We start from the raw sequence: 21734 nt of genomic DNA, 5'->3' as shown, positions 1-21734 counted from the left end.
TCAGGCCCCCCGGTCCGCGTGCAGGGCCGGCGTGGCGATCCCGACGAGGTCGGCCACCCGGTCGAGGTCGAGGTCCCCGACGTCGAGCAGCTCGATCAGGACGAGTTCCAGCCCGGCGAGCAGCTTGCCGGCGTCGGCGGCCGGCAGGTGGCGGCTGTCGGAGAAGAGTTCGAGGACCGCGCGGGAGCGCAGCGACTTGACGTGCACGTACAACGTCAGCCGCTCGCTGTCCCGGCCCGCCAGCTCGGTGACCCGGGTGGCGGCGGTCAGCTCGCGCAGCTCGGCGACGCCGAGGGGTGCCGGAGGCGGCCCCGCGACGCCGGGTTCGGGTACCACGTTGACGGTGCTCGCCAGGTCGATGTCGACACCCCGCCGGGTCTGCACCTCCGCCAGCAACCGCGCGACGTCCCGGGGGTCGCTCTGGCCCCGCAGGTACGCCAGCGTCGACGCCCGGTGCGCGTTGCGGATGGTGCCGGCCAGCGACCCGCCGTCCAACCGGATCAGCGCCGGTGCTCCCTGGTAGAAGGTTCCCACCGAGGCGGCGTCGCCGGGGGTGAACCGGTTGCCTCCGGCGAGGAAGAGCGGGACCTCCCGGGTAGCGGTCCGGACGCCGATGACCGTCGCCAGCGCGCCGAGCAGGACGGCGGCCGGCCCGACCCGGTGTCGTACCGAGACGGCCTGTACGGCCGCCGCCAGCGCCACCGAGTGCAGGCCGACGCCGGGGAAGAGCGGGGTCCCGCCCGGCCCCGGCGGGGTGGGGAAGGCGGTCGACGGCATGGTCTCCAGCATCCGGCGCCAGTACGCCAGTGCGAGGTCGTTGGCCCGGCGACCCGGCGCCGACGCCTCGTAACCGGCCCGGGCCAGCGGCTGCCAACCTGCGGCCGGCTCGGCGTGGTCGTCCCGGAGCAGTTCGAGGAACTCCCGGCGGAGCACGAAGCAGCCCCAGGAGTCGGCGGCGAGATGGGAGAGGACGAAGACGACCTGCCGGGGGCGGCCACCGGCCACGACGAGGCTCACCCGCAGCGGCCACTGGGCGTCGTGCCGGAACGGCTCCCGCCAGAGCCGTTCCTCGTCCTGGTCGGCGACCCGGCGTACCCGGCCGGGCTCGGTTTCGCAGATCTCCACCGGCAGGTCGCCCGCCCGGTCGCAGTGCTGCCGGGGCTCGCCGTCCGGGCCGACGGTGAACCGGGTCCGCAGCGCCTGGTGGCGGCGGACGAGGGTGTGCAGCGCGGCCAGCACCCGCTCCCGGGTGGCGTCGCCCGGCAGGTGCACCCGGAACCGGATGTTGAGGTAGTGGTTGGCCGGGGCCAGCGACTCCAGGATGTCCCAGACGAAGCGCTGCCCCCAGGTCAGCTCGGCGCTGCCCCCGTCCAGCCCGGTGAACTCCAGCGTCGACCGCTCGCGTCGCGGCACGTCGGGTATCCCGCCGCCGGTCATGACGCCTCGGCGGCCGGGTCGGTGCCGGCACGGCGGTAGAGCAGGAACCAGTCACCGGCGCCGACGAGGTCCCGTACGTCGGGGTCGGCGATGGTGGGTTCGCGGGCCGCCAGGACGTAGCCGTGGCGCTCGAGCACCGGGGCGAAGTCCCGCCGGAGGTAGTCGTCCTCCAGGCTGAGCAGCCGGTCGCCCTCGTTCGGCACGATCAGCAGCGCGGGTACGCCGCACCGGGCCAGCAGGGCGATCCAGGACTCGATAACCGCGATCGGCATCTCCGAGAAGCTGTGCACGTTGACGGCCAGGTCGGGCCGCTCGGCCGCCAGCCGCTCCGCCATCTCGTCGAGCCGCAGGACCACCGCCTTCTGCTCGACCCCGCGGTGTCGCAGGTAGTGCTCGCTGAGGAAGGTCGACTCCGGGATCGCGTCGACGCAGAGGTAGCGCTTCAGGCCGGGAACGCTCTCCACCATCCGGTGGGCGAGGCGGCCGTAGCCGGCGCCGATGTCGACCACGGTGAAGTCGGTCCGGGAGAGCAGCCCCCAGTGCCGGTCCAGGAAGTAGATCTCGTTGATCGAGTCGAGCAGGTCCCGGCTGGCCGTCGGCAGGCTCTCGAAGTCGAACGTCCAGCAGCCGAACGCGCCGTCCTCGCTGGTCCGGTCGAGCAGCTTGTGGGTGTCGAGCGAGCTGACGTAGCGCGCGAAGAGGAAGAACTTCAGCCGGGCGTTGTCGCCGAGCTGGCGTAGCTGCCAGACGTAGGCGTTGTCGCCACGGAAGTATTTCAGGTCGAGGTCGCGCAGCCGCCGGCTCCGCCGCCAGAACCGGCCGGGTCGGAACGGCGAGGCCAGCTCCCGGTAGCGCCGCCGGAGCTGCACCAGGTCCGGGTTCCGGTCGTGCAGCAGCGCGGCCAGTTCGGCGGGGAGCGGCCGGGAGTCGTCGTACCGCCCGTGGCCGGCGTGGATCCGATAGCTGGAGAGTTCGGTGGAGGTTCGGGTCAGGGTCAGCCCGAAGAGGCCGACGAGGTAGCGAATGGTGAGGAAGAGCCTAGAACTGAAGTGGTTCACCGAACTCGCCAACCTTCTCGCGTTGCGCCCCGGCACCGGCCGGCTCGTCGTCGGCCGCAGCCGTGCTGAATCGGCAGGCGTCGCCGCCGCGCAGCACGCGTACCGCCATGTGCCCGAGGGCGACGTGCAGGTCCTCGGTCAGGCCGTAGTCCGCCTGCCCGAAGACGACGAGCCGGTCCGCGAGCCGCGCCACCTCGCCGGCGTTGCCGAGCGCCGCCAGCACGGTCATCCCGAGGTCACGGCCGACCCGGGCCGCCCGGACCAGGTTGGTCGAGTGACCGCTGACGCTCAGCAGCAGCAGCGCGTCGCGCGGCCTGCCCCAGCCGGTCAGTTGCCGGGAGAAGATCTCGTCGTAGGAGTGGTCGTTGGCGATCGCGGTGATCCGGGCGATGTTCTCGGTCAGCGCCACGACCTGGGAGGCACCGCCGAGCGTGCCCGCCGCCGCCATCAGGTCGCTGGCGATGTGGATCGCCGCCGTGCTGCTGCCGCCGTTGCCGGCCACGAAGACCCGGCGGCCCGAGTGCAGGGTGAGGACCAGTGACTCCAGCAGGTCGGTCACCGAGCCGGTCTCGAGCTGGGCCAGAGCCAGGGTCAGGTCGTCGACGTACTGCTTGACCACCGTTTCGGCGCCGGTGGGTGCGGGGACCGGCCCGGCTGCCGGATCGAGCTGCTCGCCCGGGTGGACGGTCATCGGTATTCGGCGGACGGGGGGCGCCCGAATTGAGCCGGCGCACCATATTCGGTATGGCTTTCGAAAAACCGCCGGAGACCCCGTTTCGGGGTGTGCGGCACAATTATGGTCGCCGATAGTCCGACCAACGCAGGCTCCTCCTCGACACGTTGTGCGAGGACGGTGACAGACCGCAGCGCTGCGCCAGGTCGCCGTTCCCCCGTGACCCGTGTGGAAGATAACAATCATCGATGAGTACGGCAACCCCGCGATTGTGCCTGCCCGGGCCGGCCTGGGCATCTTTCATCGTGCTACCAGCGGGCCGGCGACGGCGGATTATCGAGATTGGACGATTCCAGCCCGCTCGGTCCCGAAATGGACCGGTGCCCACCGTGCGGTGCCGGAATGCGCCGCAAGTTTGGGCACGGCACCGCCACCGGACCGATCCGGATTCGCCGCCTGCGGCACATTGCTGAATGGCCGTCAGGATCCTTCCGCCCGATGGTCCGGGCGGTTACGACGTGGTGGGATTTTCGATAGGAGGACAGAACCGGTGGCACCGGGCACCGGCGTTCACACCCGGGTGATCCGGACTGCGTCGGCGACCACGTAGCCGGTGCCCGAGGTCCACCGGCTCACCCCCACCCTGTTCGCGTCCCCCGCCGGCAGCGTGAACACCCCGAGCGACACCCACCGGCCCCCGTTCACCCGCTGGTTCACCCGTACGGTCTGGTTGCCGCCGGTGGTGGCCACGATGAACGGCGTCGAGTCGTTGTACCCGGGGTCGGCCGGATACCAGACCGCCACCGCGTAGCTGGCGGTCTCCGGGACGTTCACCCGGTACCAGGCGACGTCGCTGGACAGGACCGGGTCGGCGAACCGGTAGTCGGCCCCGAACCTGGAGCTGGAGTAGCTCGAGGTACCCCAGTTCGCACTCGCGGTGAACCGGCCGGCCGTGCCGTTGTCGACCGTGCTGCTCCACGCCTGTGCGGTCGAGACGAAGCCGAGCCCGTTCGGCACCGGTCGTTGCGCGCCGTCCGACGGGGTGTTGCGGACCGATACCGAGGACGCTCCCGGCATCCGGGCGACCATGGTGCTGGAGCCTCCGCCGTCCAGGTTGATCGCGTCGTCGGCGCCGAGCGACTTCATGTAGTTGGCGAGTTCGACGTAGGTCATCCCGACGCTCGCGCTGGTCCGCCCGTCGACGACGACCATCCACATGGTGAGGCCGTCGGCCGAGAAACCGACAGCGGTACGGGGATTCCGCGGGTGCGCCACGGTGGTGGCCACCCCGTCCCTGACCAGTACGAGGTTGCCGCCGATCGCGACCTGCGCGGCTCCGGCCGCACCACGCGGCGAGTAGTTGACGGTGACCGGGTCGCCGACCGCGATCGCGGCCAGGGCGTCGGCACCGGCGTTCACGCCGAGCAGTACGACGGAGTTCGCCGGTACCTTGCCGCCGGCGGTGGTGCTGACCCGGCTGACCCGGCCACCGGTTATCTCGACCTCCCGGCTACGGGTGGCGCCGTCGAGCGCCTGACTGCGTGGCTCGTCGCCCCAGAGCGCGTTGTAGACGCCGATGCCGTCGGCCGCGATGTTCGGCGAGTTGAGGTTGGTGGCGGTGAGCTGGCCGCCGCCGGGGAGGGTGATCCTCGCGTCGAGGAAGATCTGGGCCAGGCCGCCCCGGGTGCCGGTGCCGTCGGCGTAGAGCGCGGCCACGTTGTTCCAGCCGGCGGCGGGGGCGTGCAGCAGCGTGCCGTCGTCCAGCCCCACCCCCCGGGGTGCCCCGGTGGCGCCGATGTCGAAGAAGTCTCCGTTCACGGCGGCGACCGCACCGACGCGGTTCGCCTGGGTGGTCAGGGTGGCGGTGGCGCCGACGGTTCCGGGGCTGAGGTATTTCGGCTTCAGGGTGGGCTCGGACAGGTTCGCGGTGAGCACGTTGATCTGGTTCGGACCGCTGGTCGAGGCGGTGCTCAGGGAGAGGCCGGGGGCCAGCGCGGTGCTGGCGAGCGTACCGATGCCGGGGCCGGCGGTGACCGCGACCGCCGGGACGGGGGTCGCGGCACCGACGCCGACGAAGGCGACCAGTGCGGCGAGCGGGACGGCGAGGGCTGATCGTCGCATGGCGTCTCCCGTGCGGGCAGGGGTGAGACCGGAGACCGGTGGGACCGGACCGGGACGGCGCGAAACTTATTGTCATATCCGGATGTCTGAATGGCAAGAAGCGCCGACCGACCGGGCGGGCGGGCGAGGCGTTGCTAGGCTGCTGCGGATGATCGGACCGGACGCCTACGTGGAGAATGCCGCCGCGATGTGGGGTGCGGTCGCCCTCGACACACGCCGGGACCAGGACTGCTTCCGCGCGGACCTGCCCCGGGCGACCCGCCTGATCTTGCGCGCGCCGATGTCGACCGAGGGCGTGTCGCGCCTGCTCGGCTCCGCGCCGCTAGCCAAGAACGCGGTACTGGAGGACATCTTCGGTGGCGGTGACGCCGAGCCGGTCGACCCGGCGGTGCGGATCCTGCGCATGCCGGTGATGGTGCGTCCGGCGGGGACGGTGGCGACGGCGGGGACCGCCTCCGACGGGGACGTCCGCATCGTGCGCGTCTCCGATCCGGAGGAACTGGCCGTGGCGGAGCGGATCATGGTGGAGGGGTTCCCGCTGCCGGCGTTCCTGCCGTGGCGCAGCGGCGAGGCGCTTCCCGCCGGTGTGCTGGCGGTGCCCGGCTGGAGTGTCCGGCTGGCGTACCGGCGGGGCGAGCCCGCCGCCGCCACCTACACCTACGACGACGGCCGGGTGGTGGGCCTGTACTGGCTCGTCACGTCACCCGCGCACCGCTCGGCCGGACTGGGGCGGACGCTGTTGACCCAGGCCATCGAGGCGCACCCGGACCGGCCGTTCACCCTGGTGGCCACGGAGGCCGGGCGGCCGCTGTACGAGTCGCTCGGGTTCCGTACGGTGGCGACGACCGGTTGGTACCTGCGGTCGCCCGTGCCGGTGCCTGACGCGCACCGGTGACCACGGGCGGGTCAGCCTCGGGATCTCCGGTCGAATTTGCCCGGCACCGCGTGCTCGGTGTCGGTGACGAGCCCCGTCTCCAGCACCTGCTTGAGCCGGCGGAGGTTCGCGGCCAGTTCCTCGGCGGGCGGCTTGCCGGCAGGGTCAGCACGGTGTGGCCCAGATCGCCCAACGGCATGGTCAGCACCTCGCGTACCGCCGTACCGCCCTGGTCGGGTGCGGGCGTGAAGTGCACCGTCCAGTGTGTCCGCAGCCAGGGTGGGGCGGTGGTCTCGTAGCGGATCAACGCGTCGGTGCGTACCTCGGTCAGCCTCACCGTCGACCGCAGGCGGATGCCGAGCGGGCCCTGGATCGTCCACCGGTACCCCGCCCGACCGACCCGTTCCACGGAGATCACGTCACCCAGGAAGCGGGCCCGGTTCTCGAGGTCGCGGTAGAAGGCGAAGACCTCCGGGACCGGCCGCCGGATGGTCACGGTCGCCTCGACCGACCTGGCGCGGAGGCGAGGTAGGAAGTGTGGCACTGCTGTCTCCGGCGGGGTGTCTGGGCAGAGGTTTTCCGCTGCGACCCGGCTCCGGCTCTGATCCGGCTCTGATCCGGCTCGGCTTCGCGGCGGCTTCGGCTCGGCTTCGGGCCGTGGACGAGGCGGGCCGGTCACGGCGAACCCGTCGCGGTTGCCCCGCCTCCCGCCGGATAAACCTGGTGTGCCGGGCGAGCCGGGTGCCGAGTCGATCCCTTCCGGGCGCGGGCAGGACTCGGCGGCACAGCATGGCCCGTGCGCCGGTAACCGATGGTCGAGCCGAAGTTTCGTCCAGACATCCGAAAGTCTGTTCAGATCAAACGAAAGCGGTTAACCTCGCGGCAGGTTTCTACCGAGAGCCGAGGTACGCGATGGGTCGTGCGGCGCCGCGTCTGCTCGCTGCCGTTCTGCTCGGCCTGCTCACCGTCCCGCTGGGAGCCGTGGATCCCCGTCCGGCGTACGCCCACGGCCAGCTCGCCGTCTCCACTCCGGCCGACGGGGCCACCCTGACCGCACCCGTCGAGTCGGTGTCGCTGGCCTTCACCGAACAACCCGCGCCGTTCGCGTACTTCACCGTCACGGCGCCGAACGGCAGCCGGGTCGACCGGCGCTGGTCGACCGGCACCCCGATCCGGCTCGACGAGCCGGTACGCGAGTACCAGTTGGTCAACGGTGCGTGGGAGCCGCGACTGTTCCACGTCGGGTTCACCGTGCAGGTGCCGGTGGCGTACTGGCCGGAGCAGGGCCGGTACGTGGTGCGTTACCAGACGGTCGCCTCCGACGGCGAGGAGGTCGACGGCGAGGTCAGGTTCAGCTACACCGGCGCCAGTACGCCGGCCCCGGCGGGTTGGCAGGCCCCGACCGACCAGCCCAGCCCGGAACTGGCCGCGGCAGCCGGGCACGGCCGACCCACCGCCCCGGCCTCGGCACCCCCGTCGGCACCGCCGTCGGCGCCGGCCGCGCCCACGGCGGCGGAGCGCGGACCGGGCGTGTCGGTCTGGCTGGTGCCCGCCGTGCTGGTGATCGGGGCCGCCGTCCTGGTCGCCGGGGTCGCCCGCCGCCCGGCCCGCCCGGCCCGCCCGGCCCACTCGGCAGGCAGCCGCCGGGCCGGTCCCACCCCGACCCCGAATCGCCGCAGGAGCCGCTAGGCGCCCGTCCACGGCACCACCCACCTCGCGAGCCGTCCCGTCCCGCCGATCCGTCGCCCGTCCCGCTCATCCGGCACCGCGTACCGCCGCCAGCGTCACCACCGTCCCCACGAATCGCGCGTCCCCCGAACCGCCACCGACCGTCCTGGAGACCCCCCATGCCGCCCCACCCCCGGCGACACCGGTCGACGCATGCCGCCGTCGCGCTGCTCGCCCTGCTCCTGATCGGACCGACCGCGTGCGGCGACGGCGAGCCGGCCGCCACCGACACGGTCGAGACCGTCACGGTCACCGTCGCCGGGGGCACCGTCTCACCCGCCCCGGGCCGGGTCGAGGTGGCCCGGGGCCAGACCGTCCGGATCACCACCACCAGCGACGTCGCGGACATGGTGCACGTGCACGGGTACGACAGGTCGGTGACCCTGCAACCCGGGGTCGCCGGCACGGTCGAGTTCGTGGCCGACCGCGACGGGCTCTTCGAGGTGGAGACCCACGGCCAGGACCTGCAACTGTTCCAGCTCGTCGTCAGGTAGCCGGCCGTGTGGCTCGCACACGGCGTCGGCGGGCGCCAGGACCTGCCCATCCCGTTCGGACTCGCCCTGACCGGCGCGCTGGTCGCCCTGCTGGTCTCGTTCGTGGCACTGGGCGCGCTCTGGCGGGAGCCCCGGCTGGGCAACGACGCCGGGCCGTCACGACCGCTGCCCGGACCGGTCCAGCGGGTACTGACCACCCGGGCCTGGTCGTGGCTGTGCCGGCTGGCCGGGTTGGTCGTCGCGGCGTACCTCGGGCTGGGTCTCGCCGGCCCGGACACGGCCGACAACCCGACCGCCGGAGTCGTGTACGTCCTGTTCTGGGTCGGCCTGCTGCCGCTGTCGCTGCTGTTCGGACCGGTCTGGCGGAGCCTGAACCCGCTGCGGACCCTGCACCTGCTGGCCTGCCTGGCGCTGCGCCGGGACCCGGTACGCGGGCTGCGTGATCTCCCGTCCGAATTCGGCTACTGGCCGGCGGCGGCCGGGCTGTTCGCCTTCGTCTGGCTGGAGCTGGTGGCGCCGCACCGGGTGAGCCTGCCGGTCATCGGCGGCTGGCTCGGCGGGTACGCCGTCGCCATGCTCGCCGGGTCGGTCGTCTACGGTTCCCGGTGGTTCGACCGGGGCGACGCGTTCGAGGTCTACAGTGCCCTCGTCGGGCGGCTGGCGGTGCTGGCCCGGCGCCGCGACGGTACGCTGGTCTGGCGGCACCCGTTCGACGGGATCGCCGGGCTGCGACCGGCTCCCGGCCTGGTGGCCTTCGTGGTGGTACTGCTCGGTTCCACCATGTACGACAGCCTCTCCAACGCCCCGTTCTGGGTCCGGCTCTCCCAGTCGGGCGTGGCGCCGCCCCCGCTGGTCGGTACGGCCGGGCTCGCCGTGGTGGTCGCGCTGGTTCTCGCCGCCTACCTGGCGGCGACCGGGTTGGCCGCCCGGCTCGGCGGCCGGTCGGTGCGGGACTGCGCCGGGGAGCTGGCCCATTCGGTCGTGCCGATCGCCGTCGGTTACCTGGTCGCCCACTACTTCACGCTGTTCGTGCTGGAGGGGCAGCGCACCCTGGCCCTGCTCTCCGATCCACTCGGGATCGGAGCGGACTGGCTGGGCACCGGGTCGTGGCCGGTACGGGGGTTCGGCACCTCGCCGGCCGGTACGGCGACCCTCCAGGTGACTGTGATCGTCCTCGGTCACGTCTTCGGCACGGTGCTCGCGCACGACCGGGCGTTACGGCTCTTCGACCGGCGAACGGCGGTCGCCGGTCAACTGCCGCTGCTGGTGCTGATGGTGGGTTACACGACGGCCGGGCTGCTGCTCCTCTTCGCCGCCTGAGCAAGGCTGTGCCGGCACGTGCACCCGCACGCGACGGGAGAGCGGGGACAGGGCGTCAGCGGTCGGGGGCGTCGGCGGGGGCCATCACCCGCAGCGCGTTGGCGTCGAGCCCGATCCGGATCGGGGTGCGGCCGCGTACCTCGCCGTCGACCTCGACCGGGGCCGGGCGGTCGGTGCGGAGCAGGATCTCACCGGCGGTCAGGAAGGGTTCGTCGTCGAGGGTGCGGCGATGCCCGGTCGCCGCGTTGCGCGCCGTCGCGCGCAACAGGTCGCGGCGGGTCGGACCACCCACCGGGTACGCGACCAGCAGCCGGTCGTCGGCGTTCGCGTCCGCGGTGATCGGCCGGCCGGCGTGGAAGCCGCCGTTGGCCACGAAGAGCTGGTGGGTCACGTACTCCCGGGACCGCCCGTCGGCCTGCACGGTGATCCGCATCGGACGGTTTCCGGTGAGCAGCGCCAGGGCGGTGGCCGGGTACGCCAGCCGGCCGACCACCCGCTTGAGCCGGGCCGGTGCCCGGGCCATCACGTCGGCGGAGAGCCCGACGCCGACGTGGTTGGCGAACGGCATCCCGTCGGCGGTCCCGAGGTCGACGTCGATCACCTTGCCGTCGGCCAGGGTCGCGACGGCCGCGTCCAGGTCGAGCGGGATGCCGACGGTCCGGGCGAAGTTGTTGGTGGTGCCGAGCGGCAGCAGCCCGAGCGCGATGTCGCGGTGGGCGAGCAGCCGGGCGGCGGCCCCGATCGTGCCGTCGCCGCCGCCCACGGCCAGCAGGTCCGGGGCCAGGCCGGCGGCGGCGGCCAGGCTCGCCTCCAGTTCACCCGGCCGGTCCGCCGGGTAGGTGCCGAGCAGGGTGAAACCGGCCGCGAGCAAGCGGGTCCGGGCCGCCTCGTAGAGCCGGCGGCCCCGGCGGGAGCGGGCGTTGACCACCAGCGCCGCCCGGCGCTCCCGCCGGATGGCGGCGTCCAGCTCCCGCTTCGACCGCATGCGCCAAGACCCTATCGCCCGCAGCCGGGTCGCCCCCCGGCGGTGCGGGACCGGCGGGCCGCGGGTTGCGGGGTCACCCGGGGCGGGCGGTGAGCAGGTAGTCGTCGGTCTCCGGGCTCCACCGCAGCTCGACCGCACCACTGGTGGCGGCCGCCTTGCAGAACTGGAGGAAGCTGCGGTAGCCGAGCTTCTTCTCGCTGAAGTCGGGCCGCGCGCGGCGAAGCTGGTTCTTCAGCCCGGAGAGCGCCACCGAGCCGTCCGCACCGGCCAGGTCGAGGAGCACGGTACGGAGCAGTCCGAACGCCACCTCCCGGTCGCCGTGTTCGGGCAGGGACACCCCGGGGTCGCCCTTGGCCGGGCCCTCGGTCAGCTCGACCACGTTGTGCTCGGCGAGGTGGCGGAGCAGCTCCCCGAAGGCCCGGAACCCGTAGTCGGACTCGCTGAAGGTCGGGTCCTTGCGCAGCAGGGTGCGCTTGAGCGTGGAGGCGGTGACCTCCCCGCTGGAGCTGCCCTGCAACCCCGCCACGGTCTGCGCGACCACCTCGGCGAGGGTGTCGACGTCGCGTACCGGCTCCTCGGTGCCCTGCGTGGGCTCGGGTACCGGCTCCGCCTGCTGGTCCGGGCCGGCCTGCGCCGCCTCCGGGCCGGTGGACCGGACCGGTCGGCCCCGCCGGGGACGGCTGGGGGCGATGTCCACCCCCTCCAGCCGGTCGTAGTAGAGGAACTCGTCACAGGCGGGTGGCAGCAGCGCCGAGGTGGACTTCTCCACGCCGACGCCGATCACCCGCTTGTTGAGTTCGCGCAGCTTGTGCACGAGCGGGGTGAAGTCGCTGTCCCCGGTGCAGATCACGAAGGTGGAGATGTATCCGCGTTCGAAGGCGAGTTCCACCGCGTCGACCGCCATCTTGATGTCGGCGGCGTTCTTGCGGCTGGCTCCCATCCGCTGCGGGATCTCGATCAACTCGACGTGTGACCGGGTGAGCATCCGGCGGTCCTCGTCGAAGTACGACCAGTCGGCGTACGCCCGGCGGACCACCACCCGGCCGCGCTCGGCCAGCGCGTCGGCGATCGGGCGGAAGTCGAAGGCCAGGCCGCCGAGGTGGTCCCGCGCACCGAGCGCGAGGTTCTCGTAGTCGAGGAAGAGGGCGATCCGGTCTTCTTGATCCACGTCGCTCAGCCTACGCCGGACGGGCCGCTCCGGGCGGCGGCCCGCCCCGGCGGGTCCGGCCTGCTCCGGGTTGTTGCCCGATATCGCCGCTCGGTACGCTCCCCGCGACAATTGTCGATGACCACGGGGGAGGAACAGTGCCGGAGCATGTCAGTCGCCGGGCGGCGATCGGGATGGGAGCGGCGGCGGCCGCGCTGGTGGCGACCGGACGGCCCGCTGCCGCCGCGCCCGCCACGACGGTGGCGGTCGGGCGGGCACCGGTCCCCGGGCCGGGCGTACCGGGCGGCCCGCTGGGCGCGACCGGCACCGCGCAGACGTCGATCCGGCAGGCGTACGACACGCAGAAGGCCCGGGCCGGTGGGGTGTGGCACTCGCACATCGCGATGGTCAACGCCGCCGGCACCCTGGAGACCGTGGTGGCGGACGACGCCGACAAGGTGACCCACGGCTACAGCGTGCAGAAGCTGGCGGTCGCGGTGGCGGTGATGGACAAGATCGACCGTGGCCAGCTCCGGCTCGACCAGAAGCTCGACCTCACCGCCGACATCATCCTCGGCGGCACCGGGATCTACTTCCTGCACACCGTCTGGGGCGACGACATCACGGTCGCCAACTTCCTCACCGCGATGCTGCTGGTCTCGGACAACACGGCGGTCCGGATGTGCGGCCGGGTGGTACCGGCGTTGGAGATCAACCAGATCCTCGCCAGCAAGGGCTTCACGCACACCCGGGTCGAGCCGGTCGCCAACCCGAACCGGTTCTTCCTCGGCGTGACCACGCCGCGGGAGACCCACGACCTGCTGTGGCGACTGGCCAACAAGACCATCGTGACGCCGAGGTCCGCCGACTTCCTGCTCGGCATCCTGCGGTGGATCAACGGGTACCACGACGGGGTCCGCCGTAACATGTCGTCGGCCGAGCGCAGCCGGGTGGCCACCAAGTACGGTGCGGACTACGACGAGTTGGGTGCGGCCCGGCACGAGGCCGGCATCATGTTCGACGCGGCGGGAGCGCCGACGCTGACGTACGCGATGTTCGCCGACTCCCTCGGCGACCGGGACAACTACGGTGCGACGCACCCGGCGGTGCAGGCGCACGCGGTCCTCGGCCGGAGCATGTTCGACGCGATCGCGACGGTCACCAACCGGACGGCGAAGGCCCGGCACACGGTCGACCCGTTCCGTCCGGTCAGCGGCGGCTGACCGGCTCCGATTCCCGGTACGTCGGCCGGGGCGAGCGGGTTCTCCGGCTCGCCCCGGCAGCGGGTCGCCGCCCGGGTGCTCAGAGCGTCACGACCACCTTTCCCGGGCTGTGTCCCTCCTCCTGGTAGCGGACCGCCTCCCGGATCTCGGCGAACGGATAGCGCCGGTCGACGACCGGGGTGACGCTGCCCTCCTCGATGAGTCCGGTCAGCAGCCGTAGGCACTGCTTCTTGTCGGGGCAGCGGACGGTGTCGGCGAGCGTGATCCGCTGGGACACCAGCGGGCTCGCCGCGAGCGCCGCGAAGACCCGGCCGACGGGCTGTAGCCAGCGACCGCCCGGGCCACCGACGACGACGAGCGTGCCGTCGCGGGTCAGCGCCCGCCGGTACGCCGCCACGGAGCGGCTTCCCGCGTTGTCCAGCAGCAGGTCGTAGCGGCGCCCGCGCCGGGTGAAGTCCTCGGTGGTGTAGTCGACGACCTCGTCCGCGCCGAGCGACCGGACCAGTTCGACGTTCCGGCCGCTGCACACGCCGGTGACGGTGGCGCCGAACGCGCGGGCGAGCTGCACGGCGAAGGTGCCGACCCCGCCCGAGGCGCCGTTGACGAGTACCTGCTGACCGGGCTGGAGCCGGCCCGCGTCGCGGAGTCCCACCAGGGCGGTGACGGCGGCCATCGGCACCGCTGCCGCCTGCTCGTACGACAGGTTCGCCGGTTTGGGGGCCAGCAGGTCCTCCCGGACGCTGACGTACTCGCCGAAGCCGCCCTCCGGAAGCAGGGCGTAGACGTCGTCGCCGGGGCGGAACTCGGTGACGTTCCGGCCGACCGCCTCGACCTGACCGGCCATGTCGCAGCCGGGGATCCCGATGGCCGGGGTACGCAGCCGGGGGCCGTCCGGCATCAGGCGGGCGACCAGCGGCTCGCCGCGGATGTGGTGCCAGTCGTACGGGTTGACGGAGGTGGCCCGGACCCGGACCAGCACCTCGTCGTCGCCGGGGGTGGGCCGCTGGACCTCGGTGAGTTCCAGCGCTTCGGGTGGGCCGTACGAACGCAGGACTGCCGCCTTCATCGTCGTCTCCTTCGGCTCGGCTCGACCGTGGGGGCGGACGGGTGTCCCGAGTGGAGCCGCAGCCGCCCTTACGTTGTAAGTCTTACGTCGTAAGGTACTCGTACGGCGTAAGGTTGTCGAGGGTGCGGATCGATCGAGATCGCGGGGCTGTGCTCGGAACCGTCCGGCGGGGGTGGGCGGACTCAGGCCCGTTCGCGGAGCCGGTCCAGGCCGTCCAGGATCAGGTCGAGTCCGAACTCGAACTCGGCCTGGTCGTCGCACCAGCCCAGCGTCGAGTCGGGGTCGTCGTGCGCGATCTCCGAGAGCATCCCGACCAGGTGCGGAAGCTGCCCGGCCAGCTCGGCCAGCCCGGCCGCCGGGTCACCGTCGCCGCCGCTGTTCGGGTCGAAGAGTTCCTGGCTGAACCCCAATGCCCTGCTGCCCAGCGCGTGCATCGCGTGGTGCGCCAGATCGTACGAGAAGCCGCCCTCGCGCATCAGACCGAGCAGGGCGTCGTAGTAACGCAGCACCGCCATGCTGGTGGTGGTGCGCGTCTCGAAGACCCCGGGCGCCCACCGGTGCCGGAGCAGCACCTCGCGGGCGGCCAGGATGCGCTGGCGTACCGCCTTCTTCCAGTCGGCGCCCCCGGCCGGTACGTCGATCCGGTCGACGACCTCGTTGATCTCCGTCGCGATCAGGTCCACGACGCCGTCGAGCACGTCTTCCTTGTTGGTCACGTGGTAGTAGAGCGACATCGCCTCGGCCCCGAGATGCTCGGCGAGCCGACGCATCGTCAGCGACTCGATGCCGCCGGAGTCGGCAACGCTGACCGCGGCCCGCAGCACCCGCTCGCGACTCAACGGGATCCGGGGCTCGACGGACTCGGCTTGGCTGGCCACCTACCTCAACTCTCCTCCGGGACGACATCGTACAAGGCAGGTCGGGCCCGGACCGCCAGGTGACAGGTGGCCCGGCGGACGCGCCACCCGGAGCCGGCCCCGTCCGGCGGCTTCAGTAGATCCGTCGGCCGTGCGCGTCCGGTACCCCGGACTTGCGGAGGAAGTAGGTGTTGACCTTGTCGCGCCACTCCTCGGCGGAGCGCAGCTGCTCGGCGAGCCGCTCCGTCACCCGGGCGTGCAACGCCGGGTCGACCAGTCCGGCCGGGCCGATCCGCTCCCACCGGCGCACCATCGCCACCACCTGCTCGACCCCGGCGAAACGGGTGTCGTAGATGTGCTGGATCACCGTCGACCCGGAGTGCAGTACGTGCTGGTAGGGCACGTGGTGGAAGAAGAGCAGCAACTCGTCCGGACAGGTGTCGAGGAACTCGTACCGGTCCGCCCAGGGCTGCGGGTACTGGCCGGTGAAGCCGGTCCCGGAGGCCCGGGTGCGGTCCACCCCGACGCCGTACCGGTCGGCGAAGTGGTAGGTGCCCCAGCGCGAGTACTCGTAGCCGTCCACGTCGGGGCCGTAGTGGTCGCCCGGCGCGACCATGAAGCCGACCCCGAGCGGCGCCGTGTACCGCTCGTAGGTGCGCCACGAGTCGTCCAGCAGCGCGTGCAGCGTCCCGCGCAGCAGGTCGGGATCGGCGGTCGCCGACGGCGTGAAGGTCAGCTCGATCCACTCGTCGAGTACGGCCACCGGGTCAAGATCGGGTGCCCAGGCGAGCTGGCCCGCGACATACAGGTTGGCCTGGGCGAGCGGGTGCCCGGTCCAGTACCGGTCGTCGCCCACGTTGGAGACGACCACCAGGCCACCACCCGCCGACGCCCCGCCGGCACCGCCACCCGCCGAGCCGGCGACCACCGAGGCGACCGTCGGCCCGCCCGGGCCCCAGGGCGCGAACCGCAGCACCTCGCTCCAGCACGGGCCGAGATAGCAGACGTGCCGCTGCTGCCCGGTGTACTCCTGGGTCGCCTGGAACTCCACCGCGAGCCGGGTGTTCGGCATCGCCGCCAGTACCGGCGAGACGGGCTCGCGCACCTGGAAGTCCATCGGACCGTGCTTCACCTGGAGGACCACGTTTTCCCGGAACCGGCCGTCCAGGGGCGTGAAGTGGTCGTACGCCGCCCTGGCCCGGTCGGTCGACCGGTCGCGCCAGTCCTGGCGGTGGTTGTAGACGAAGGCACGCCAGTGCACGATCCCGCCGAACGGCGCCAGCGCGTCGGCGAGCATGTTGGCGCCGTCCGCGTGACTGCGCCCGTACCTGAACGGGCCCGGCTGCCCCTCGGAGTCCGCCTTCACCATGAACCCGCCGAAGTCGGGTATCCGCTCGTAGACCTGTCTGGCGGCCTTGCACCACCAGGCCCGCACGTCGTCGTCGAGCGGGTCGGCGGAGGGCAGCTCGCCGAGGACGAACGGCGCGGCGAAGTTGACCGACAGATGCACCCGGATCCCGTACGGGCGGACCAGGTCCGCGATCGCGGCGACGTCGTCGAGCCGGTCGGTCAACAACTGGGTCGCCGTACCGCGCACGTTGACGTTGTTGACCGTCAGCGCGTTCATCCCACAGGCGGCGAGCAGCCGCGCGTAGTCGCGTACCCGATCCGGGTCCTGGCGGGGCGCACCGTCGCGCCAGAAGATCGACCCGCCCGCGTAGCCGCGCTCGACCTGCCCCATCACCGGATGCACGTCGACGTTGTCCCAGTGGCTGACCAGCCGCAGCCGCATCGCCGGCCGGTGCCGCCGCACCGGGATGTCGGCGCCGAACGCCGCCGGGCCGAGCCGGACGACGTGGAACAGCCCGTAGAGCAGCCCGGCCGGCTCGTCGGCCAGCACCACCGAGACGCCGTCCCGGCGGGCCACCGCGAAACCCTCCGGCCCGAGGCCGCCCGGATCCGACCCGCGCCCGATCTCGGCCGCGAGCGCCGCCGCGCCGGCCGGCAGCGGCCCGGCCGCGCCGAGCGCGAACACCAGGTCGTACGGTCCGCCGGGCGCGCCGGTGAGCTGCTCGCCCGCCGCCTCGGCCGGCAGGTGGGTGACCGTGCCGCCGAAGCGGGTGCAGGCCCGGGCGACCTCGTCGCGCACCGTGTCCACGAGGACGCCGCTACCGCGGACCAGCGTCCGGCGCGACCCGATCGCCCGGAACGCCTCCGGCGGCAACCAGGCCGGATGGATGGACGCGGGCTCGCCGGTGGTCATCGGGTCCCTCCCGGGCACGCTGCCGGAACCGTCATCACTCCGCCTCCGGGACGTCCTCGCGCAGCACCAGTACCCCCTTCGGGTCCAGCCGGATCGACTGGCCCGCCTCCACCCGGCCCCCGCCGAGCAGATCGGTACCGGCGGTGTGTGCGGTCGTCTCGACCGGGTCCACGCCGTGGTTGAGCAGGAACCGCAGCCGCGTCCCGTCCGGGGCGACCCGCACCGTCGACTCCAGTTCGGGCAGGTCCGAATACGGGCCGACGAGATCGTGCCGCTCCAGCACCCGACGGACCACCCAGTTCACGCCGGGCTGGTCGAGACCGGCGGCGACATACCAGCCGTGGCCGGCACCGTAGCTGTTCCGGGTGACCGCCGGGGTACCGGCGTAGAAGTCCGCCCGGTAGCTGCCGACCACCTCGGCACCCTGCGGTATCACCAGCTCGAAGAGGAGCCGCGACTCGACCTCGATCTCGTCGTCCGGGCCGGCGCCGTGCAGCCGTACCGGATTGACCACCTCGGGCGGACGGGCGTCCCACTCGTCGATCCGGATGCCCATCAGCGGCCCGAGCGGACCGGGAACGTCCGTCAGGAACGCCTTGTCGTCCTCGTCGACCCGTCCGGAGAGGAAGGTGGTCAGCACCGAACCGCCGCGCTGCGCCACCGCCGCCAGCCGCTGCGCCAGGTCGCCCTTGAGCATGTGCAGCGCCGGTGCGACCACCACCTGGTAGCCGCCGAGGTCGGCGGTCACCGGCAGCACGTCGACGTCGGCCCCGGCCTCCCAGAGCGCGCGGTAGTAGGCGTGCACGATCTGCTGGTAGCGCAGCAGCCGGGACGGGCCGTCGGAGATCTCCAGCGCCCACCAGCTGTCCCAGTCGAAGAGCAGGGCGACCCGGGCCGGCGTCCTAGCGCCCAACGTCGCCGGGCCGAGCCGGTCCAACTCGGCGCCGAGTCCGGCCACCTCCCGGAAGACCCGGGTGTCCTCCCGCCCGGCGTGCCCGATGACCGCGCCGTGGTATTTCTCGCAGGCACCCCGGGAGGCGCGCATCTGGAAGAAGAGCACCGCGTCCGCGCCGTGCGCCACCGCCTGCCAGCTCCACAGCCGCATCACCCCGGGCCGCTTGAGCGGGTTGACGTCCCGGGACGCGGTGTAGCTCGGAGTCTGCTCCATCAACCAGAACGGCTGGCCGTCCTTGAGCCCACGCATCAGGTCGTGGGCCAGCGCCATCCAGGCCGGCGAGTTGTCGTCGGGCGGGTAGTTGTCCCAGGAGGCGAAGTCGAGGTGCGGGGCCCAGCGGTGGTAGTCGATCGGCCGGTACATCCCCATGAAGTTCGTGGTGACCGGGACGTCGGGACTCGATTCCCGGATCGCCGACTTCTCGTCGCAGAAGTTGGCCAGCATCGCGTCCGACATGAAGCGCAGGTAGTCGAGGGTGATGCCCTGGAAGGCGGTGTGGTTCGGCCCGCGCCAGTGCTCGGTCAGCGCCGACGGCGGCTCGATCTCGGCCCAGTCGGTGAAGGTGTGCGACCAGAAGGTGGTGTACCAGGCGTTGTTGAGCGCGTCGAGGCTGCCGTACCGGTCACGCAGCCAGTCCCGGAAGCCGGCGGCGCAGAGGTCGCAGTAGCAGGCGCCGCCGTACTCGTTGCCGACGTGCCAGGCGACGACCGCCGGGTTGCCGGCGTACCGGCGGGCGACCCGCCGGGCCAGTTCGGTGGAGAGTCGACGGAAGACGGGGGAACTGGGGCAGGAGTTGTGCCGCTGCCCGTACCGGTGCTTGCGCCCCTCGAAGTCCGTCCGGGTCACCTCCGGATGGGCCCGGGCCAGCCAGGCCGGGTGCGCGCCGGTGCCGGTGGCCAGGCAGACCTGCCGCCCCTCGGCGGTGGCCCGCTCGACGATCCGGTCCAGCAGGCTGAAGTCGTAGACGTCCGGCGCCGGCTGGGTCAGCGCCCAGTCGAAGACGCCGAGCGTGACGGTGTCGATCCGGGCGGCGTCGAAGAGCCGGTAGTCCTCCTTCCAGACCTCCTCCGGCCACTGCTCGGGGTTGTAGTCCCCGCCGAAGGCAATCTTGGGGGTGACCGGCAGGCTCACGCGGTGAACTCCTTTTCGACCTTCGCGATCAGTGGGCGGCAGTTGCGGAGCAGGGCCAGCGTCAGCACCGAACCGAGGAGCCCGAGAACCGCCTCGGAGGAGACCCAGACGACTCCGGCCATCACCACCAGCAGGCAGAGGTTGCCGAGGGTCACCCCGGGGGTGTGCCCGAGGAAGTGCATCGCCAGCCGGGCGACGTCCCGGACCCGGAAGCTGAACAGCGACGTGATCACCAGGGCGTTGACGCCCCAGAGGGTGACGCCGAGCGCGACCAGGAGCAGCGGCACCCGCCACCAGCCGGGCACCCCGGCGGCGCCGAAATAGCTGAGGTTGAGCGCGACGATGGTGAGCCAGGCCAGCCACGGCACCCAGATCGCGAGTACGCCCCGGGCGTTGGCCCGGTAGCCGCGCCAGAACAGGGTCGCCGGCGCCAGCTCGGTCAGGTCCGGACGGTGGTGGCGCAGCGCGTACAGCGCGGCGGAGACGGCCGGCCCGAGCGGCAGCGCGCAGAGCGCGACCAGCGGAAGGTTGCTGACGTGCCGCTCCAGCAGGAAGAGCGGGACCAGGCCGGGCAGGGTGGTCAGCACCAGCAGCAGCTCCACCACCAGCAGGCTGTAGACCAGCGCCATGGCCCGGGAGAGCGGTCCGGTGCCGAACCGGCCGCCGGCCTCCGTGGTCTCGGTCATTCCTGCTCCCTCCCGGGGGTACTCTCCGGCGGGGTCAGGCCGAGCAGCCTGCCCTCGTCCCACCACGGCGGGGTCTCGTCGACCACCGGCGTGATCTCCGCCAGGGTCACCTCGTGCCGGGCCAGGGTCAGCGCGAGTTCGACCCGGCCGGCCACGACCGGCAGACTCCGGTGGGTGCGGGCCGGTTCGGCCGCCTCGCGCAGCGCGTCGAGCTGGCCGGGGCGCGGCGAGCGGGGCCGGCCCATCTCGGACCAGGCCGTCCAGGCGTTGCCCAGCTCCTCGTTGACCGTCGAACGGAGCAGGAAGGCGGAGGTGGTCTCCGGCGTTCCGACCGGGATGGAGAGCGCCACGCAGTGCCGGTCCACCGGTGCTGCCCCGGTGACGTCCACGGGTGCCCAGGCGAGCACCGCGATCCGGCCGGCGGGGTCCCGGGTCACCAGGTGGTCGTCCCCGCGCGCCAGCACCTGGTCACCGAGCCGGGCCAGGAAGGCGTACAGGTGGTAGGTGGGTTTCTTGACCTGGCAGTGGGTGAGCAGGCCGAAACCGCCGTGGAAGAGCGAGGTCGGGATGCCGACCTCCTCGAACATGTCGCTGAAGGTCCAGTACGAGAAGGAGTCGACCAGGTCACCGCCGGCCACCAGCACCGGGGCCAGGTACGCGGCGTGGAACGCGGTGTCGTGGATCGGGTTGTCCGGCCGGTACGAGGAGTTGAACTCGGTGATGTGCACCGGCAGCCCGGCCAGGGCGGTGTCCCGGAGCAGCTCCCTCGGCGAGCCGAACTGCTCCAGCAGCCGGGACGCCGGAGCCAGCGTCTGGTGTACGCCGAACGGCACGTGCTGGGCCGGCCCGGAGGTGTACGCGTGCTTGCTGACGAAGTCGATCGGCACGTCGCGGGCCGCGACGAAGTCGGCGAAGCGCGGCAGCCACTCGTCGGCGCCGGGGGAGATGGCCGGTCCACCCACCTGGAGGCCGGCGTCCACCTCCTTGACGGCGTGCGCGGTCACCTCGTAGAGGCGGTGGTAGGCGGACTCGTCGGCGCCCTGCCAGAACTGTTCGAGGTTCGGCTCGTTCCACACCTCGATCGGCCAGCGGCGCACCTCGGCCAGGCCGTACCGGTCGACCAGGTGCCCGACCGTGGCCTTGACCAGGTCGGCCCACTCCGACTCCGAGCGGGGCGGGGTGACGTTCCCCTGCCACCAGAAGACCGTCTGGTCGCCGGAGGCGAGCGCGGCGGGCATGAAGCCCAGCTCGACGAAGGGCCGGATGCCGAGTTCCAGATAGGCGTCGACCACCTGGTCGACGTAGCCGAAGTTGTGCCGGACCTGGCGCGAACCCTGGTGTTCGTAGGGCCGGTAGACACCGACACCGTCGCTGAGCAGCCCGTGCCCGCGGATGTGCCGGAAGCCGATCTCCCGCTGGACCAGCGCGAGGGAGTCCTGGTAGTCACGGCGCAGCGCCAGTTCGAAGCGGCCCGTGCCGACGCAGGTCCGCCAGGCGTCGGTCAGCCGCCCGGTCGGCTGCTCCGGTACGGGGATGTGCATGGTGTTCCTCTGTTCCGTGTCGCGCGGTTCCCGCCCGCGCCGGTGGTGGTGGTGCGGGCGGGGCCGCTGCGCCGACGTCCGGCCCGGTCGTGCCCGTCGCGGGGCACGACCGGACCGGGGGGTCAGCCCGGTTGCTTGTGGTACCCCTCGTACGCCTCCTGCCCCTTCTCCCTGT

18 protein-coding genes are annotated in these 21734 nt (G+C 72.4%); 5 read left to right on the top strand and 13 right to left on the bottom strand.

All coding sequences use genetic code 11. The features are described 5' to 3' along the window. The 4 genes from V1634_RS26135 to V1634_RS26120 form a co-directional block, all read right to left on the bottom strand. Nucleotides 1-1413 carry a condensation domain-containing protein gene (locus V1634_RS26135; RefSeq protein WP_331210543.1) on the bottom strand — a complete coding sequence of 471 codons (1413 nt, stop codon included), beginning with the start codon at nt 1411-1413 and terminating at the stop codon, nt 1-3. A 20-nt stretch (nt 1414-1433) separates the two neighbouring features. Further along, a complete protein-coding gene (locus tag V1634_RS26130; protein ID WP_331210542.1) occupies nt 1434-2495 on the bottom strand; it encodes a putative sugar O-methyltransferase in 1062 nt (353 codons plus the stop codon). Then, the gene (locus V1634_RS26125) at nt 2476-3186 is read right to left on the bottom strand and encodes a D-sedoheptulose-7-phosphate isomerase (RefSeq protein WP_331210541.1); all 711 of its coding nucleotides are present in this window, start codon (nt 3184-3186) and stop codon (nt 2476-2478) included. Before V1634_RS26125 ends, V1634_RS26130 begins: the two co-directional genes overlap by 20 nt. A 552-nt stretch (nt 3187-3738) precedes the next feature. Continuing rightward, nucleotides 3739-5289 (bottom strand): golvesin C-terminal-like domain-containing protein, encoded by a 1551-nt coding sequence (locus tag V1634_RS26120; protein WP_331210540.1) that lies wholly within the window; start codon nt 5287-5289, stop codon nt 3739-3741. 148 nt (nt 5290-5437) lie between these two features. Here V1634_RS26120 and V1634_RS26115 point away from each other — a divergent pair, with 148 nt between their 5' ends. Next, nucleotides 5438-6184 carry a GNAT family N-acetyltransferase gene (locus V1634_RS26115; protein ID WP_331210539.1) on the top strand — a complete coding sequence of 249 codons (747 nt, stop codon included), beginning with the start codon at nt 5438-5440 and terminating at the stop codon, nt 6182-6184. Here V1634_RS26115 and V1634_RS35525 read toward each other — a convergent pair. Further along, nucleotides 6066-6659, bottom strand: coding sequence for an SRPBCC family protein (locus tag V1634_RS35525; RefSeq protein ID WP_407951856.1), 594 nt, complete (start codon nt 6657-6659; stop codon nt 6066-6068). The two genes, V1634_RS26115 and V1634_RS35525, sit on opposite strands and share 119 nt — an antisense overlap. Before the next feature lie 416 nt (nt 6660-7075). Here V1634_RS35525 and V1634_RS26105 point away from each other — a divergent pair, with 416 nt between their 5' ends. From V1634_RS26105 to V1634_RS26095, 3 genes are all read left to right on the top strand, one after another. Next, nucleotides 7076-7852, top strand: a complete 777-nt coding sequence (locus tag V1634_RS26105) for a copper resistance CopC family protein (RefSeq protein WP_331210537.1) — start codon at nt 7076-7078, stop codon at nt 7850-7852. Between the two features lie 158 nt (nt 7853-8010). Then, entirely contained in the window at nt 8011-8385 is a 375-nt protein-coding gene (locus tag V1634_RS26100; protein ID WP_331210536.1) for a cupredoxin domain-containing protein, read from the top strand. 6 nt (nt 8386-8391) lie between these two features. Further along, complete coding sequence (locus V1634_RS26095; RefSeq protein WP_331210535.1) at nt 8392-9705, top strand: hypothetical protein; 1314 nt, start codon at nt 8392-8394, stop codon at nt 9703-9705. Between the two features lie 55 nt (nt 9706-9760). Here V1634_RS26095 and V1634_RS26090 read toward each other — a convergent pair whose 3' ends face one another. Both V1634_RS26090 and V1634_RS26085 read right to left on the bottom strand, forming a co-directional pair. Next, nucleotides 9761-10690, bottom strand: a complete 930-nt coding sequence (locus V1634_RS26090; protein ID WP_331210534.1) for a diacylglycerol/lipid kinase family protein — start codon at nt 10688-10690, stop codon at nt 9761-9763. 73 nt (nt 10691-10763) lie between these two features. After that, on the bottom strand, nt 10764-11858 hold the full coding sequence (locus V1634_RS26085; RefSeq protein ID WP_331210533.1) for a PIN domain-containing protein: 1095 nt from the start codon (nt 11856-11858) through the stop codon (nt 10764-10766). A gap of 137 nt (nt 11859-11995) precedes the next feature. Here V1634_RS26085 and V1634_RS26080 point away from each other — a divergent pair, with 137 nt between their 5' ends. Continuing rightward, nucleotides 11996-13060 carry a serine hydrolase gene (locus tag V1634_RS26080; protein WP_331210532.1) on the top strand — a complete coding sequence of 355 codons (1065 nt, stop codon included), beginning with the start codon at nt 11996-11998 and terminating at the stop codon, nt 13058-13060. 79 nt (nt 13061-13139) lie between these two features. Here the strand turns inward: V1634_RS26080 and V1634_RS26075 are convergent, their stop codons facing one another. The 6 genes from V1634_RS26075 to V1634_RS26050 all read right to left on the bottom strand — a co-directional run bounded on the left by V1634_RS26075 (nt 13140) and on the right by V1634_RS26050 (nt 21559). Continuing rightward, nucleotides 13140-14126 carry an NAD(P)-dependent alcohol dehydrogenase gene (locus V1634_RS26075; RefSeq protein WP_331210531.1) on the bottom strand — a complete coding sequence of 329 codons (987 nt, stop codon included), beginning with the start codon at nt 14124-14126 and terminating at the stop codon, nt 13140-13142. A gap of 182 nt (nt 14127-14308) precedes the next feature. Then, on the bottom strand, nt 14309-15004 hold the full coding sequence (locus tag V1634_RS26070) for a TetR/AcrR family transcriptional regulator C-terminal domain-containing protein (RefSeq protein WP_331210530.1): 696 nt from the start codon (nt 15002-15004) through the stop codon (nt 14309-14311). Nucleotides 15005-15116: 112 nt separating this feature from the next. Then, the gene (locus tag V1634_RS26065; protein ID WP_331210529.1) at nt 15117-17246 is read right to left on the bottom strand and encodes an alpha-glucuronidase; all 2130 of its coding nucleotides are present in this window, start codon (nt 17244-17246) and stop codon (nt 15117-15119) included. A 34-nt stretch (nt 17247-17280) separates the two neighbouring features. Continuing rightward, nucleotides 17281-19332: a beta-galactosidase gene (locus V1634_RS26060; protein WP_331210528.1), complete on the bottom strand. Its 2052-nt coding sequence runs from the start codon at nt 19330-19332 to the stop codon at nt 17281-17283. After that, entirely contained in the window at nt 19329-20018 is a 690-nt protein-coding gene (locus tag V1634_RS26055; protein ID WP_331210527.1) for a hypothetical protein, read from the bottom strand. The genes V1634_RS26060 and V1634_RS26055 overlap by 4 nt, the downstream gene beginning before the upstream one ends. Then, nucleotides 20015-21559: a GH39 family glycosyl hydrolase gene (locus V1634_RS26050; RefSeq protein ID WP_331210526.1), complete on the bottom strand. Its 1545-nt coding sequence runs from the start codon at nt 21557-21559 to the stop codon at nt 20015-20017. Before V1634_RS26050 ends, V1634_RS26055 begins: the two co-directional genes overlap by 4 nt. Between the last annotated feature and the right edge of the window lie 175 nt (nt 21560-21734).

Origin of the sequence: Plantactinospora veratri (assembly GCF_036421995.1) — a bacterium.
Lineage (GTDB): Bacteria > Actinomycetota > Actinomycetes > Mycobacteriales > Micromonosporaceae > Plantactinospora > Plantactinospora veratri.
Note: the sequence above shows the minus strand (reverse complement) of the source record. Positions and strands in the feature narration are given on the sequence as shown.

Bases quoted from the DNA above. Each gene is read 5' to 3' on its own strand.
- V1634_RS26125 (WP_331210541.1), bottom strand. From the start codon at position 3,186: ATGACCGTCCACCCGGGCGAGCAGCTCGATCCGGCAGCCGGGCCGGTC.
- V1634_RS26120 (WP_331210540.1), bottom strand. From the start codon at position 5,289: ATGCGACGATCAGCCCTCGCCGTCCCGCTCGCCGCACTGGTCGCCTTC.
- V1634_RS26115 (WP_331210539.1), top strand. From the start codon at position 5,438: ATGATCGGACCGGACGCCTACGTGGAGAATGCCGCCGCGATGTGGGGT.
- V1634_RS26105 (WP_331210537.1), top strand. From the start codon at position 7,076: ATGGGTCGTGCGGCGCCGCGTCTGCTCGCTGCCGTTCTGCTCGGCCTG.
- V1634_RS26100 (WP_331210536.1), top strand. From the start codon at position 8,011: ATGCCGCCCCACCCCCGGCGACACCGGTCGACGCATGCCGCCGTCGCG.
- V1634_RS26090 (WP_331210534.1), bottom strand. From the start codon at position 10,690: ATGCGGTCGAAGCGGGAGCTGGACGCCGCCATCCGGCGGGAGCGCCGG.
- V1634_RS26075 (WP_331210531.1), bottom strand. From the start codon at position 14,126: ATGAAGGCGGCAGTCCTGCGTTCGTACGGCCCACCCGAAGCGCTGGAA.
- V1634_RS26065 (WP_331210529.1), bottom strand. From the start codon at position 17,246: ATGACCACCGGCGAGCCCGCGTCCATCCATCCGGCCTGGTTGCCGCCG.
- V1634_RS26055 (WP_331210527.1), bottom strand. From the start codon at position 20,018: ATGACCGAGACCACGGAGGCCGGCGGCCGGTTCGGCACCGGACCGCTC.
- V1634_RS26050 (WP_331210526.1), bottom strand. From the start codon at position 21,559: ATGCACATCCCCGTACCGGAGCAGCCGACCGGGCGGCTGACCGACGCC.